The sequence below is a fragment of the Flavobacterium sp. ABG genome, assembly GCF_001027725.1.
Lineage (GTDB): Bacteria > Bacteroidota > Bacteroidia > Flavobacteriales > Flavobacteriaceae > Flavobacterium > Flavobacterium cupriresistens.
Window position 1 is genome coordinate 47051 of the sequence record NZ_LEKS01000007.1, and the last position, 15753, is coordinate 62803.

The following is a 15753-nucleotide window of genomic DNA, read 5'->3' on the forward strand; positions in this document are numbered from 1 at the left end:
ACTTATGAAAGATCGTCTTATTGAAAAAATGTACGAACATACTAAACAACCGTATCAAAAATATTTCAAAAAAAACAAACCTTGGGACATTGACAAAACTACATTATTAACCTATCCGGCAGAGAGTTTAGGTTTTGGACTGGGAACCTTCCTTACTAAAAATCAGTTTGATATTCAGCCAAAACTAGAAGATCATGACATCATTCATGTTCTGACCAATACTGGTATTTCCGTTCGTGAAGAAATCGGAATGCAATATTATCTTTTGGGGAATGGCAAAAAAAGTCTGTATTTATTTCTTGTAATCTCGTCGGGTACGCTTTTTTATCCAAAACAAATGAATTATTTCATTCAACAATACAAAAGAGGCCAACAAGCGCTTCCGTTTTACTATCTGGATTTTTCAAAAATGTTGCACACGCCAATTCAATCTATTCAAAAAACATTTAATATTTAAAATCATGAGAACTAGTAACAACAGAACTTTTACCGAAACCGAATCAATCGATCTGACCATTGGTTCGTTTACAATCAGTACGTTATTTTTCGTTTTTTATATACTTTCGAATGGAAGTACAACTCTGTTGGTCGTTGCCAGTCCGTTTGCCTTTTCTGCACTGATCGTAAATGCAATAATGTTATTTCATTTGACGGACAAATTTATTCAGTTATCGGAACAAAGAAAAGATATCGGAATTAAAATTCTGATCCTGCTCTCGAATATCCCGATTCTCTTTTTGTATTACAGTATTGCAATCAAGGTTTAATCGGTAACGATTCCGATTGCTTTTTTTATAATCGCAGTGTTCACAAGAGGTTTCTTTTGCATGCAGATTTGGCAGATTAAGCTGATCTTATTTACCAAATACAAAAAAACCTGTGCAATCTGCCAAATCTGTGTGCTAAAAAATTTAGGTATAGAATTAAAAAGGAGCAGGAGAACTTTCTATACAGCACAACTTGATCTAAAAAAAAAGCTGCAAGAATGAACTTGCAGCTTTAGTTTTTGCCTTTTTGAAACCTTAATTTACTTTAGGCGTTTCAATTCCGTTTTGATCCATTAGATACATTAAAGCAGTCATAGTTGCCGCTCCTAGTTCTAATTCTCTTTTGTTGATTGCATCAAATTTATCATTTGCAGCGTGGTGATAATCAAAATAACGTTGAGAATCCGGTTTTAAACCTGCTTTTACAATTGCTTTTGAAGTTAAATGATTAATATCTGAACCTGCATGTCCAATGGTGAAACTATGCACTAAATAAGGTTCGAAAAGGTCTTTGTACCCTTGTATTTTTTTCAAATTAGCATCATCTGCTTCTATAGAAAATCCTCTTGGACTAAATCCGCCTGAATCACTTTCTAAGGCAAAAATATGATTTTCATTGTTTTTCTTTGAAATTTCTTCATACTTAGCTCCACCTTTTCCACCATTTTCTTCGTTCATAAACAATACTACACGAATGGTATTTTTAGGTTTGTAATCTAAATTTTTAAGAATACGAAGTACTTCCATACTTTGTACTACCCCTGCTCCATCATCATGTGATCCGTCTGCTAAATCCCAAGAATCTAAATGACCGCCCACAACCATAATATTTTCAGGGTGTTCTTTACCTGTCAATTCTCCAATAACGTTATGAGACAAAACATCCGGTAAGGTTTCGCAAGATTGTTTGAAATAAAATTTCAAAGCTGGATTTCTCTTTAAAGATGCACTTAACAATTCGGCACCGTTTGTACTAATTGCCGCTGTTGGAATGTATTGCTCTTTTGGCAAATCACCATAACTTTGTGCCCCTGTATGTGGAAAATCATCTAAACGCAAATTCATAGAGCGAACAATAGTTCCTACTGCTCCCAATTTAGCGGCTTCTTTTGCACCGGCGTATCTTTGATCTACACAAGCTCCGTAAGAAGTAAAAGTTTCAATGTTCTCCGGATTCATTGGTCTGTTATAAAACACAATTTTTCCTTTTACTTTATCTCCTAATTCTGCTAATTCTTTGATTCCTTTCACCTCAATTACCTCAGCTGTAAGACCACCTTTAGCTGTTGCAACTGATCCACCCAAAGCACAAATCGGAACCACCGTTTTTGCTTTATTGTCTAAGATATAAGCAGTCTCTTTTTCGCCACGAACCCAGTGTGGCACCATTACTTCCTGCAGATATACTTTGTCAAGTCCTAGTCTTTCTAATTGTAATTTGGTGTATTGAACTGCCGCTGCTGCAGTGGGAGATCCTGATAAACGACTTCCGATATCGTTTGACAAATATTCTAACCAAGTATAACATTTTGACTCGGTTAAGGCTTTTTTGTAAAATAATTTAATGTTTTTTTCATCATTTGACTGCGCAAAAGATGTCAATCCGTTTAAAGCTAAAACAGTTAAAAGAATCGTTTTTTTCATGGTTTTTATAGCATTTTGGGTTAAGCGCTCTTTTTTATCGAGCCTTACAAAGGAACAAAATTCTTTACAACTCGACTACTTTTTCTTAGTGCTTTTCTATAAAAAAACGCTGATTCTAAGCTTTTTTGTTTGGAATCAGCCTTTTCAGGATTTCACTACTCAAAAATTATTTTAGTTAGCTGTCGGGTATAATACTGCTAAATTTATTTAACACATAGAAACATAGATTTAAAACTAACATTTATGGTGTTTTTAGAAAATCACAATTTTTTTACATAACTTTATGTGATTTATTTTAAGTGAAGCGACTTTATCTGACTTTACAAACTATATCTCTCCTATGTTTGTCTCGTTAAAAACACCCTCTAGATATCAATTAAACATTCTTTTATGCATTATTGTCACCCTGAGCGAAGTCGAAGGCTGGTTAGGGAAAAAGAGCTTCGACTCCGCTCAGCCAGACAAATGGTGGAGAGATAAGGAAAATTGTACAGCATTTTTGCTTAGTAATCTCCTATGTGTCAAAATTAATTGCGCTCAACAGCTATTTTAATTCCATAATTTTACTTTTGGCACCAATACCGTTTTCGTTAAAAGGTTCAATTGCAAAATAATACTTTGTGCCTTTGTCCAGACCTCTGAAATCATAAGTACGATCACCATAGACCATGATACTATTGTACAATTTATCAGGCGTAATTCCGTAGTAGATGTTGTAACCTATAGCGTCTGTTTTATTTGTCCATGAAATAATCGCATTACGGGGATCGGTTGCATTTCTTTTCACTTTAAAATCAGAAATTGCTTTTGGTTTTTCTGCCAATCCGTTTCCGAAAACTCTGAAATCTGAAACAGCAAACATTCCTGAAGCATTATGAATGTTGACCATCTTTATATAACGCGCTTTAATTGGTTTTGTTAATTCAACGTAATCATGAGGAACATCTTTATCATTGGCTGATTTATCAACCACTAAAGTCCAATTTTGAGCATCATCGGACATCCATATTTTATACTGATAATAAATATCCATTGCTTTATTGTACTGGGTTGCTTTATGATCTGCATAATTGATTTGCAGCGCCTTAATTTCCATCTTTCTTCCCAAATCAAGTTGCAACCACTCTCCCGGTTGATCGGATGTTGCGGACCAGTAGGTCTGAATATTTTCGTCAGTCAGGTTTGAAGCATCGTAACAGATTTTTTCATATACTTTTTTACCACCGTTGTCCATCCTGTGTGTCTCCACCTCGTTACAAGCTTCAGAAGAAGAAACTGTCACGGGCTTTTTATAGGAAAGTAACATCCAACCTGACGAGGCTCCTTTGGTCTGATCCCGTTGTTGGGTTGGCAGAACAATCGGGAAATCACCGTATGTTGTAATAGAATACATTACTCCATCTTGATCAAATCCGGCCGGAAACATATCGATGCGGCGTTCAAAGCGGTCTTTTATGGAGATTTTGCAGGTACCTGTATTCCAATAATTTCCATAATTGTCGGCAAAAGTATTTCCATGGCCTGCACCAATTACAAAACCTCCGGGTTTATAAGACATCGGATTGTGTTTTTGATAGACAAATGGCCCTAACGGATTATCCCCTACATGAACTCCATTTGCATAACCTTTAAACTCGGTAGCGGGTGCTCCGTACTGCATATAATATTTCCCGTTGTGTTTGGTCATCCAGGCTCCTTCAATAAAATTCCCCCAGGGAGCGGGTTCCATATCATTATTTGGTCCAAAACGCTCCCAGCCATGTATTGAAGGGTCTAATCCAACGACTGCTTTGGCCTGCCCGTAAGGTTTCTGAATGTCTTCGACTTCTGTTGCTGCGTATAGTTTAGCATAATCAGCCTGATTTCCTTTTGGAAGCCAGGTTTTATAATCTACCTCAACACCCACTAATGGTAATTTACCGCTTGAACCATAATACATATACACTTTTTTATCATCATCCTGAAAAATGGCTGGATCCCAGGTTGGCAGCATTGCGGTGTTGACATGCCTTGTCCATCGTCCTGATTTTGGGTCAGCAGTTTTCCAAACCGGATGGTCTTTTTTCCAGGTTGAACCTACATAAAAGAGGGTATCGTTTACCACCCAAGCTGCCGGTGCACATTGATCATCGTCTCCGGGATTTCTTTGAAAACTACCGTAAACAAATTTCCAATCAGACATATCCTTACTCCAGAAAAAACCGGCCTGATTGGTGGCAAATAAATAATAATCCCCTTTATAAGTGATAATCACCGGATCGGCACTCGAACGGCGGGATTCCGGAATTCCATTATGATTTTGAGTCGTATAATTGTACCCAATATTGATGGGATTACAATAGGTTGTTGCTGGTTTTTCCGGATCAAACCATTCTGTTTTTCCCGGTATGTTTGTATTTTGAGCTGTCATATTACTACTATACAACATCAAAAGGGACAAAAGAAAAATTGTCAGCAGTACAAATATATTTTTCATATGATTTTAATTTTATAAAGAAATTATTTCATCTAAAAACATTTCTTTATTCTATGTTCTTTATTCTATTTTCTCCCCTTTACTCTTTCCTTCAAAAGTTCAGGTTCATTTGTAGTTATATAGTCAAAATTATTCGCAATTATCCAATCCATATCTGCAGGATCATTAACCGTCCAGGCATTTAAAATGATATGATTTTCTTTTGCTTCTTTAATCCATTCAGGATGTTTTTTGAAAACAGAATAATGATAATCAATACCTGTAATCTGATCTGATTTAACTTCAGTCGGTGATTTATTACCTTCCAGATATTGCAAAGTAGCTTTTGAATCTACTTTTCTAATCTGTTTTAAAATTTCATAATCAAAACTGATATAACCGGTTATTTTTTCGGCCTTAAGTTTCTTTACAATTTCGACCGCCATGCGAGCTATTTTTTGTCCTCTTTCTTTGCTTATCCCTGAAGCTTTTATTTCACACACCAAAAGGGTCTGTTTATTATTCTTTTTTCCTTCGGCAATATATTCGTAAAGTGTTGGAAGTTTTTCGCCATTAGAGAGTCTGAACTTAATTAAGTCCGCATAGTTAGTTTCCTCAATAATCAATTTATTGTAATGCGGATCATGGTTGATCACAAGGGAATCATCGGCTGTCATTACAACATCAAATTCTGAACCTGCTGCTTTTAAATCGATAGCATGTCTAAGCGCTGCAATAGAATTTTCAGGCAGCTTATTGGTTTTCCAGGCACCGCGATGTGCCACTACACCATTTTTCTTACTACTGCAGGAAGAAAAAACGGCCAATACTATCAAAAAAAGAAATGCACGAGCTACTTTAATTATATTCATTATCTAAGAATTAAAATTATGATGGTTTAAAAAATAAATGTTTCTTTTAAAAAAAAGCCCTTCGCTAACTACACGAAGGGCTGACCAATAGAACAAACCAACTATTTAGTTAACTCAAAACTAACTTTCTTATCGGCATTTGAATCTGTTCCTACGAAAACATCAAACTGCCCAGGTTCTGCTACGAATTGTAAATCAGAATTATAAAATTTTAAATCTTCAACTGTGATCTCAAAAGTCACGGTTTGTTTTTCTCCTTTTTTAAGAGCTATTTTTTGGAAACCTTTTAATTCTCTAACAGGTCTTGTTACAGAACCAACTAAATCTCTAATGTATAATTGCACCGTTTCTTTTCCATCAAAATTTCCTGTATTGGCAACCTCAACAGTTACTTTTACATTTCCACCAAAATTCATCTTATCGGATGAAATCTTCAAATTTGAATACTCAAAAGTGGTATAACTTAAACCAAATCCAAATGGGAATAAGGGTTCGTTTCTCTCATCGATATAATTGGATCTGAATTTCTCGAATTTCCCTTCTGTATTAGCAAGCGGTCTTCCTGTATTTTTGTGCGCATAATAAATGGGTACTTGCCCTACGCTTCTTGGAAAAGTCGATGTTAATTTCCCTGATGGATTAACATCACCGAATAAAACATCAGCAATTGCATATCCTGCTTCACTTCCTGCGAACCAAGCATTTAAAATAGCCGGAACCGTTTCATTTTCTTGATTCAATACTAACGGACGTCCGTCAAATAAAACCAAAACAACCGGTTTCCCTGTTTTAAGTAAAGCTTGTAATAAATCTTTCTGTGCTTGCGGAATTTCTAAATTAGTACGACTGCTGGATTCTCCGCTCATTTCTGCAGATTCTCCAAGTGCCGCCACAATCACATCAGATTGGTTGGCTACTTTTAATGCTTCTGCCAGTAGTTCTTCTTTAGAACGATCATCACGGTGCAATGTTTTGCCAAACATCGTTGCTTTAGTCTCGAAATCTGCATCATAATCTAAGTTACTTCCTTTTGCATACAACACTTTAACGGAAGGTCCTGCAACTTCTTTGATACCTCTCAATAAGGATACTGCATTTTCCATTTTTGTAGCTACACTCCAGGTTCCCGGCATGTTTTCTTTGGCATCTGCCAGAGGTCCGATAAGTGCAATTGTACCTGACTTTTTAAGAGGTAGTGCCTGATTTTGATTTTTTAACAACACCAAAGATTGTGCTGCGATCTGACGTGCTTCTTTTCTACTGCTTGCTGTAAAAATTTCAGTTTTAGCTCTTTTGTCATCGCAATATTTATAAGGATCTTCAAATAATCCTAAATCATATTTTGCATTTAAAATAAGTTGAACCGCATTATCAATTTGTTCGATTGTTACTCTTTTTTCGTCTAAAGATTTTTTAAGTGTGGTTAGAAAACCTTCACCCACCATATCCATTTCAACACCGGCATTTAAAGATAGAGCAGACACATCTTGCAAGTTCCCCATTCCGTGCTCAATCATTTCCGGAATTCCTGTAAAATCTGTTACTACAAAACCTTTAAACCCCCACTGTTTTCTTAAAACATCGGTCATTAACCATTTATTTCCTGTTGCAGGAATCCCGTCAATTTCATTAAAAGAAGCCATTACGGAACCTACTCCTGCATCAACTGCCGCTTTATAAGGAGGAAAATAATCGTTAAACATCCTGATATGGCTCATATCAACTGTGTTATAATCACGTCCTGCTTCCGGTGCACCGTATAACGCAAAATGCTTTACACAGGCCAAAATGGTATTGTTTTTTGTCAAATCTTTTTGTTGGTATCCGTTTACCATTGCTTTTGCAATCTGGCTTCCTAAGTACGGATCTTCACCTGAACCTTCCGAAACTCTTCCCCAACGCGGGTCACGGGAAATATCAACCATTGGCGAAAATGTCCAGTTAATCCCATCTGCACTGGCTTCCTGAGCTGCAATCTGGGCACTTCTTTCAATTAAGTTCATATCCCAGGTACACGATAGTCCTAATGGAATTGGGAATGTTGTTTCGTAACCGTGAATGACATCCATACCAAATAACAACGGGATTTTTAAACGGCTTTTTTCAACCGCAATCTTTTGTACTTCTCTGATTTTTTGAACTGATTTTATGTTGAACAAACCCCCTACTTTACCATCAGCAATATTTTTTGCAACATTGGAGCTATTGGCTTGCCCTGTTGTAATATCACCCGATGTTGGCAAATTTAACTGACCTAATTTTTCGTCCAGCGTCATTTTAGAAATTAACTCTGCCACAAATTCAGACTTCGGTTTAATTTTTACTGTATTTTTAGTGTTCTTTTTTTGAGCGTAACCCAAAACAGCACATCCTAAAAAAAGTAAGACTAATTTGTTTTTCATTCTATTCTATATTATTTGTTCGTATTTGTTTTTACCTGTTTAAACATCCAGTCATAAATCTCCGGATTGTCATAAACTCTTGTCCAGCTGTCGTGACCCGCGTCGTCAAAAATGATTAATCGGACATCATTCGTCTTGCATTTTTTTAATTCTTTGTAAACCGTTACGGCATAATCTACATTGACAACATCATCTAATAAACCGTGATAAATTCGGGTTGGAATAGACGCTATTTTGCATACTTTTTCTAACGGAATCAAATCAACAAAACCTGAAATGGGCACAATTGCCGCGAACATATCGGGGTGCGAAAGCGCTAAATTCCACGCTGCCCATCCTCCTGAACTCAAACCGGTCACATAAATGCGGTTGGAGTCTATATTGTTCTCTTTCCTGATTTTCGTAATTAACTGGTAGATAGACTCTATGTCCCAATCTTCGTCTTCTTTGCATTGCGGAGCAAGAACATAAGCATCTAACTCGTGTGCTTTCAGGTATTTCAGAGGGCCGTTAATTTTTACTTTTTCAATGTCTGTACCTTTTTCTCCATCACCTGAAATAAAAACTATTAAGGGCTTTTTCTCTTTTGCGTTGGCCGGTTTGTGCAGTGCATAACCCAATTCGCAATGGGTTACAATCACTGTTTTTAGTTTTCCGGTTGTTTCGCTTTGTGCAAAACTCAATACAGAAAAGAGCAGTATCAATAGTGTTATTTTATATTTCATGACAATTAGATTCCGTATTTGCCTGATTTAAATCCAAGTTTGGTTAAACCTTGTTTGGTGTCTGCTGCGTTCATAAACAACTTCCATAATAAACCGCTTCTGTAATTCTCAATCATTGGCGCTATGGTACCCTGATCTATGGCCAGATAACGAGGTGTTACCCAATTGTACTGTGGTGAAAAGGCATCGTAAGGGCCTGCAATTCCAACATATTTTGCTTTGTTTTCATCATACAGATAATGCAAAAATTTCATTGATTCTACAGGTGTAAAAGGAAAAGAAGACAAAGCTGCTGTTGGTGTGATTACTCCCGTATCATTATTAGGTTGGTGTGCAGTATAACCTGTGGTTCCATCTGTATTACGAGTATAACTTGCGGTAAGTCCCCAACATTTATCGGAGTAATCTTTCCATTTTTTTGGATTAGCAATGCTGTATTGCACCATAATTTTGGCGTGATTCTGTGTCAATTGCCAATAATCTGCGTATTTATCGCTTAAAGTATTCGGATCTAAACCTAAATAAGAATAATGCGACCAGAACATTGGTCCAACGTTTCCCGAAGCTCCATTGTAATTTAAAACAACCGGTAACCCATATTGAGCACTGCCACTTACTATAGCTCCGTTTCTTGCCCAAGCCTGATGATAGGCTTCTGCAGAAATCGGATAGGTTGGTGATGCGGCTGCCATGACATAAGTGATTAAACATTCGTTGTAACCTTCGAGTTTAAAATTCATTTCCCATCCATAATTGGGAGACCAATGCCAGTATAAAGCATTTTCACCTTTTGTATACCAGCTCCACTCTACGCCTCTCCAAAGTTCATCTGCTTTTGCTGCTAATGCTTTTTCCGTAGTGCTTCCATTTTTAAAATATTCTCTGATGGTAATTAAAGCTTGACAAACAAAAGAAGTTTCAACCAAATCTCCACCATTATCTTTTGTTCCAAACGGAATCACTTTTCCTGATTTATTGTCCATCCAATGCGGCCATGCTCCGTGAAAACGCTCTGCTTTTTCGAGGAAAGTTAAAGCCGTTGTAAGTCTGGAAACAGCTTCAGCCCTTGGTAAAAAACCTCTTTCTATACCTACAACAATAGTCATTAACCCAAATCCAGAACCTCCGGTTGTTATAATATTGGACTCAAAATTAGGGTCCTCCGTAAGATATCTTTCTCTCGCCAATTTTGAATTTGGATCGGCATAATCCCAAAAATATTTTATAGCATCTTTCTGAACCTGATCCAGTGCTTCTGCATCGGTCAAAGGTTTAGTCGGTGTTACCGGAGTTGTGGGTAATGGAGTACCTCCTGATTTTTCCTCGGGTGTAGAGGACGAACACGAGTTAAAAAAACTCAAAAAAGCGATTAGGTATATTGAAATTTTCATTCTTTATAAAATATTATGAATTAAAAAATACACCCGGAGAAAAAATCTCCAGGTGTCTTACAAATTACTTATCTGTTATCTTTTTCAAGTTTATATAATGCTGCAACTTCATTATCCGTAAGAGCAGAATCATAAATTCTGAATTCATCCATTAATCCCGTATAATGAAGCATCCAACTATCAGGATTTCCAAATGGAGGACCTAAATGCTGTTGAAAACCGCCAATGATAAATTTTGAGACTTCAGAATTAGCCAGTTCTCCATAAGGACCTCCTCCCATTGTAGGATCACTTGCATATCTTTTTGAAAGAGATAATGGCAAGTCTAATTTTTTCCCATCTATATAGAGACTGTACGTAGAACTTGTACCATTATAGGTCCACACTAAATGTTTCCATGCGCCAAACATATTAGTCAAAAGGTTTGCTCCATTATGTTCAATAAATTGCCCAGCCCAAGGAATACTAGGCATTACATCTCTTTGGGTATGGTTTTTCATCAACATTGTGGTTGCTGGTCCAGTTCCTTCAATAAGTGTAAAAATATTCCCCCAGAAATCTGTTTTTTTAGGGAGCATGTATAAAGATTGAGCTCCACCTGTATGTGGATCTGTTTTGATCCACATTGAAACTGTAATACTCTTCAGGTTTATTACAGAACTTGCAACGTTATTGTAGGCTATAAAAGAAGTTTTAGATCCTTTGTAAGCCTCTCCCTTGATTCCTGCTTCGTAGCTAACGTTTTGTCCAACACCATCCGTAATTGCGTTTTTAGAATCTGAAATAGTTCCATCAAAACTAAATTTAGCAACCAAATGGTCTGGAGCAATAGCATCTGAATTATCATATCCACCAATTTGTTCGTACGGAATTGGACTGTTAACTTTATCTATACTATCCTCACAACCAGTAAAAAATGCTGACATTGCAACAGAAGAAAGCAAGAAAATATATTTATTTTTTTTCATTTTGATTGTCTTTAAAAGTTATCGTAACCAGGATTTTGAGAAGATAGATTTCCGGCTTCTCTTAAGAATGCCGCCGGTATAGGAAACAATTCATGTCTTCCAACAATAAAGTTCTTTCCATCAACATCAAAAGCAGCTTTGGCTTGTCCTGTACGTACTAAATCGAAAAATCTGTCGTGTTCAAAAGCCATTTCAACTCTTCTTTCTTTCCAAATCGCTATTCTAACATCTCCTTGAGAAACAGCTGGTGTTTCTCCTAAGTTTGCTCTAAGTCTGATCTTGTTTAATAATGGAATTGCCTCTCCTGTTTGTCCTAGTTCATTTAAAGCTTCTGCTTTCATCAATAAAACTTCAGCATATCTCAAGTATTTGATGTCCACATCTGTTTCCCACGCACTTGTATAAAGAGATGAATAACACTTGTAGTTGTATCTTTCGTTTTCTACCGTGTTAGGTATCACTCTACCATCGTACAAAGTACTACCTCTAAAAATGATAGTAGCATTTTTTCTAACATCCCCCGGCTCATAGGCATTTACCAAACTTTGAGAAGGCGTATTAAATCCCCATCCCCAACCTCCGGTACCACGAGCACCTTGTGTGTTAGAATACCCCTCAATTCCTTTTGCCGGTACGGCGCCTTGCGCATAAATTTCGAAAATAGATTCAGAATCAAATTTTCCGGAAGCTTTGTACATAGAAGCGTAATCATTAACAATAGAATATCCGGTAACTTTATTACAATTATCGACTACTTGCTGCCATTTCTTTTGATACAAACTTACTTTTGCCAATAGCGCATAAGCCGCTCCTTTTGAGGCTCGTGCTCGTTCTCCGGCAGCATAAGCGCCTTTTTCCGGCAGAGCAGCTATCGCTTCGTTTAGGTCGTTTTCGATAAACGCATATACTTCTGCAGACGATTTACGTGTTAATTGCATAATTCGGTCTGAATCTGAAACCGGCACAGGTAAATGATCCACAATTGGAACTCCTCCGTAACATTTTACCAAAGTAAAATACATAAAAGCTCTCAGGAATTTTGCTTCACCAGCTAATCTGGCTCTTAAAGCAGGATTAGCTTTATCTAATTTTGGTAAAATATTTAAAGCTTGATTACATCGGTTAATTCCATCATAATTAGCTTTAAAAGTACTCTCTGCAGAAGGATTTGATGCATTATACGTTAAAGCATCCAATACATCTTTATCGGTTCCTGTATCTCCAGGTGATGAACCTTTGTCTGCATCATCAGACGTAATACTTGAAAGACCAATCCATCCAAAAGAAGTCATGTCCCAATTTAGAAACTTGTTATAAATTGAAGTTACAAATGTAGCAGCTCCTACATCATTATTAAACAATTCGGTATCATCTGTAGAAATAGATTCGGTTTGATCTACATCTAAATAATCGTCTGCACATCCTGAAAAAAAGAAGGCTGAAACTACAAACGCTGTTATATATATTTTTTTCATGATCTTAAAATTTTAAATTAGCACCCATTACAAATGATCTCAAAGTTGGATAAGCATCTAACTCTACTCCTTGAAGTTTGTATGGATCACCATCGCCATTTAACTCGGGAGAAAATCCTGAGAATTTTTGCGTAATAAAGGGATTAATTGCGTTTACATAAATTCTGCAAGAACTAATAAAACTGTTGCTTTGTAAAGGCAATTTGTAACCTACTGTAATGTTATTGATTCTAAAAAAATCACCTGATTCCAAATAATAAGTAGAAGCCACAGGCACCTTATTAAATGCTCCGGGATTAGAAGCGGTCGTATTATTTGGAGTCCAGAAATTATTAGCCAAAGATTCTTCGATGTTTTCGCCTGAAAAACGTTGCGCTTTTTTACCGTTATACACCTTTGCTCCTGACGTTCCGTAACCATCAACAGAAAAATCAAAGTTTTTATAAATAAGCCCTAAAGAAACTCCATAATTAGATTTTGGCAGAATAGAGCCTACATATTTTTTATCTGTAGCTGCATTTAAAGCATCTTGGGTAACTTTGTTTCCTGCAGCATTATAATAAAGCATGTTTCCGTTTGTCGGATCAAATCCAGCATATTCGTAGAGATAAAAACTTCCTAATGGCTTGCCCAATGAAGAAACATCCAATAACTTTGTATCTTGCCCATTTCCTAACCCCCCACCAATAAGCGGAGCTACGGTTACGTTTCTTAGACTAGTAAGCTCATTTTTATTGTTTGAAAAGTTTCCACCAACCCAATAGCTGAAATTCTCATTAATTTTATCATCCCAACGTAGCGAAATTTCATAGCCTTTATTAGAAACTTTACCTACATGTCCGGGAGAATCAGCTGTTATTCCGGAAGTTATTAACGGCTTAGTAAAAAGAATAACATTTGTCGAATTTTTATCATACACATCAAACGATCCTTTAAGTTTATTCTGAAAAAGCTCAAAATCTAAACCTACTGAAGATTCTTCCGTTATTTCCCAAGACAAACTCGGATCTATTTGAGAATTGATAGTAGTTCCTTCATTAAGGATAGAACCTCCTAAATAAGCCGTTTGACCGGAAGTATAACTTGCTTTGTTTAATGGTACATTTTGGTTACCCAATCTACCCCAACCCCCTCTTAGTTTTAATAAATTAATTGCTTTGACATTAGCCATAAAATTCTCTTTAGTGATTATCCATCCTAAACCAAAGGCAGGAAAATTACCCCAACGATAATCCTTTCCAAAGTTGGAAGATCCATCACGTCTAATAGTACCGGTAAGTAAATACCTATCCATCAATTTGTATTGAAAACGTCCCAGATAAGAGGCTAATTTTGTTTCATTAAAAACCTCATCTTTATAACTTGTTACATTTGTTGCGTACTCCACATCTTTTAATGACCAATAATTAGCATCTGCATTTACGTTTTTTCTAATAATAGTCAATTTTTCTCTGGATCCTTTTACACTTGTTTCGATACCGGCGGTAACCTCCAGATCATGAATTTCCCCAAAAACTTTATTGTACGTTAAATAATTAGATAGATTCCAATTGTAATATTGCTCCCTACCTTTTGTAAGCGTATTTATATTAGCAGTAGGAAATGTTTTTTCATAATCGCTGGCTATTTTATCAGGATTTGCAGCCAGCCAAATATTTTTGTTGTCTTCATAATTATACTGTTTCCACGTATAATATTCTCCGTTAAATTGCGAAGTGAATTTTAAAGATTTTAAAATTTCGTAATCTAATTTCAAACCACCTTGAAGTGTTATACTTCTTTGTTCTTCATCAAAAAAGCCCAACTGTGCCACAGGATTCCCTACATTATTAAATGAAGATCCCGTCTCGTTAGCAAAACCATTATCACCAACTCTGGAAACGCCATATTTCCCGTCAGGAAAATAAACCGGTACCAAAGGAGATTGTTTGTATGCATTTGTAAAAGCGGATAATGGCTTTGGAGTTGATTTAGAAGATGTAAAACTAAAATTCTGATTTAGCGTTAATTTTTTAGAAATCTTATATTCATTATTATTTCTAAAAGTCGTGCGTCCAAAATCCAGACCGTTCAAAATTGCTTTTTCTTCATAGTTTCCTAAACTAAAGAAGTATTTAATACTCTCTGAAGCTCCTGAAATAGAAATATTATTTTGTGTATACGTTCCTGTTCTTGTAATTTCGTCAAACCAATCAGTATTAACGGGCTGATCTTGAGAAAAAGTGGTCGATTGTAATGCTGAGTTAGTATAATGAGCATATTTGTTACTACCCGCCATTTTTACTTTTTTAAGAGGCGATCTAATACCGGCAAAACTTTCTATTTCTACAGAAACCTTATTCCCTATACCTTTTTTAGTTGTTATAATAATAACACCATTTGCTGCTCTCGTACCATAAATTGCCAGCGCTGAAGCATCTTTTAAAATATCGTAAGAAGTGATATCATTTGCATTAATGTTATTAATATTCTCAGTCGGCATTCCATCTACAATGTATAAAGGAGCCCTTCCTCCTCTTGCAGTACCAAGACCTCTAATAATTACAGATGGTGTACTTCCCGGCAAATCAGAAGAGATAACTTGTACACCGGCTGCTTTACCTTGTATGGCTTGCGATGCATTTAGTACTTTAGTTTTTGTAATTTCCTCTGATCTGATAGAGCTGATAGCGGTTGTATTATCAACTTTCTTTCTGGTACCGTATCCAATTACAACGACTTCTTTTAAAGCGGTATCACCAGATTCTTTTAACGTGATTGTCATTTGTCCTGCACTTGCCGGTACAGAAGCAGAATCAAATCCCAACATAGCAATTTTTAAAGTCTCTCCAACTTTAGCATTAATCGTAAAATTTCCGTCGAAATCAGTATCAGCAGAAGTTTTGGATTCCGATGCCGTAATAATAGCACCCGGAACACCCATCCCGCTACTGTCTAGTACTTTTCCTTTAATTGCCTGTCCGGACATATAGGCCGGAAGCAGCAAGAGTGCTAAAAAGCTAAAAATAAAATTTTTCATACAGTTTGTAATCGTTTAAGTTAGTAGAGCCAAAT

At 36.4% G+C, this 15753-nt stretch carries 11 protein-coding genes; 2 read left to right on the forward strand and 9 right to left on the reverse strand.

The window, feature by feature from the left end; translation table 11 throughout:
- Nucleotides 1-4 precede the first annotated feature (4 nt).
- Nucleotides 5-457, forward strand: coding sequence for a Coq4 family protein (locus tag AB674_RS09090; RefSeq protein ID WP_047776291.1), 453 nt, complete (start codon nt 5-7; stop codon nt 455-457).
- A gap of 4 nt (nt 458-461) precedes the next feature.
- Complete coding sequence (locus tag AB674_RS09095; protein WP_047775875.1) at nt 462-767, forward strand: hypothetical protein; 306 nt, start codon at nt 462-464, stop codon at nt 765-767.
- A gap of 255 nt (nt 768-1022) precedes the next feature.
- Here the strand turns inward: AB674_RS09095 and AB674_RS09100 are convergent, their stop codons facing one another.
- From AB674_RS09100 to AB674_RS09145, 9 genes are all read right to left on the reverse strand, one after another.
- Entirely contained in the window at nt 1023-2411 is a 1389-nt protein-coding gene (locus AB674_RS09100) for a M20/M25/M40 family metallo-hydrolase (protein WP_047775877.1), read from the reverse strand.
- A gap of 544 nt (nt 2412-2955) precedes the next feature.
- Nucleotides 2956-4887, reverse strand: coding sequence for a discoidin domain-containing protein (locus AB674_RS09110; RefSeq protein WP_047775880.1), 1932 nt, complete (start codon nt 4885-4887; stop codon nt 2956-2958).
- Nucleotides 4888-4952: 65 nt separating this feature from the next.
- The gene (locus AB674_RS09115; protein WP_047775882.1) at nt 4953-5738 is read right to left on the reverse strand and encodes a glycerophosphodiester phosphodiesterase family protein; all 786 of its coding nucleotides are present in this window, start codon (nt 5736-5738) and stop codon (nt 4953-4955) included.
- Nucleotides 5739-5839: 101 nt separating this feature from the next.
- Nucleotides 5840-8140: a beta-glucosidase BglX gene (bglX, locus tag AB674_RS09120; protein ID WP_047775883.1), complete on the reverse strand. Its 2301-nt coding sequence runs from the start codon at nt 8138-8140 to the stop codon at nt 5840-5842.
- 11 nt (nt 8141-8151) lie between these two features.
- Nucleotides 8152-8865 (reverse strand): prolyl oligopeptidase family serine peptidase, encoded by a 714-nt coding sequence (locus AB674_RS09125; protein ID WP_047775885.1) that lies wholly within the window; start codon nt 8863-8865, stop codon nt 8152-8154.
- A gap of 5 nt (nt 8866-8870) precedes the next feature.
- Complete coding sequence (locus AB674_RS09130; RefSeq protein ID WP_047775887.1) at nt 8871-10256, reverse strand: glucoamylase family protein; 1386 nt, start codon at nt 10254-10256, stop codon at nt 8871-8873.
- Between the two features lie 68 nt (nt 10257-10324).
- Nucleotides 10325-11224 carry a LamG domain-containing protein gene (locus AB674_RS09135; protein WP_047775889.1) on the reverse strand — a complete coding sequence of 300 codons (900 nt, stop codon included), beginning with the start codon at nt 11222-11224 and terminating at the stop codon, nt 10325-10327.
- A gap of 11 nt (nt 11225-11235) precedes the next feature.
- Nucleotides 11236-12699, reverse strand: coding sequence for a RagB/SusD family nutrient uptake outer membrane protein (locus AB674_RS09140; protein ID WP_047775891.1), 1464 nt, complete (start codon nt 12697-12699; stop codon nt 11236-11238).
- 4 nt (nt 12700-12703) lie between these two features.
- A complete protein-coding gene (locus AB674_RS09145) occupies nt 12704-15718 on the reverse strand; it encodes a SusC/RagA family TonB-linked outer membrane protein (protein WP_047775895.1) in 3015 nt (1004 codons plus the stop codon).
- Nucleotides 15719-15753: the final 35 nt, after the last annotated feature.

Excerpts from the sequence above, each read along its gene's own strand:
- AB674_RS09135 (WP_047775889.1), bottom strand. The coding sequence starts at position 11,224 with ATGAAAAAAAATAAATATATTTTCTTGCTTTCTTCTGTTGCAATGTCA.
- bglX (WP_047775883.1), bottom strand. The coding sequence starts at position 8,140 with ATGAAAAACAAATTAGTCTTACTTTTTTTAGGATGTGCTGTTTTGGGT.
- AB674_RS09145 (WP_047775895.1), bottom strand. The coding sequence starts at position 15,718 with ATGAAAAATTTTATTTTTAGCTTTTTAGCACTCTTGCTGCTTCCGGCC.
- AB674_RS09110 (WP_047775880.1), bottom strand. The coding sequence starts at position 4,887 with ATGAAAAATATATTTGTACTGCTGACAATTTTTCTTTTGTCCCTTTTG.
- AB674_RS09115 (WP_047775882.1), bottom strand. The coding sequence starts at position 5,738 with ATGAATATAATTAAAGTAGCTCGTGCATTTCTTTTTTTGATAGTATTG.
- AB674_RS09130 (WP_047775887.1), bottom strand. The coding sequence starts at position 10,256 with ATGAAAATTTCAATATACCTAATCGCTTTTTTGAGTTTTTTTAACTCG.
- AB674_RS09095 (WP_047775875.1), top strand. The coding sequence starts at position 462 with ATGAGAACTAGTAACAACAGAACTTTTACCGAAACCGAATCAATCGAT.
- AB674_RS09090 (WP_047776291.1), top strand. The coding sequence starts at position 5 with ATGAAAGATCGTCTTATTGAAAAAATGTACGAACATACTAAACAACCG.
- AB674_RS09140 (WP_047775891.1), bottom strand. The coding sequence starts at position 12,699 with ATGAAAAAAATATATATAACAGCGTTTGTAGTTTCAGCCTTCTTTTTT.
- AB674_RS09100 (WP_047775877.1), bottom strand. The coding sequence starts at position 2,411 with ATGAAAAAAACGATTCTTTTAACTGTTTTAGCTTTAAACGGATTGACA.
- AB674_RS09125 (WP_047775885.1), bottom strand. The coding sequence starts at position 8,865 with ATGAAATATAAAATAACACTATTGATACTGCTCTTTTCTGTATTGAGT.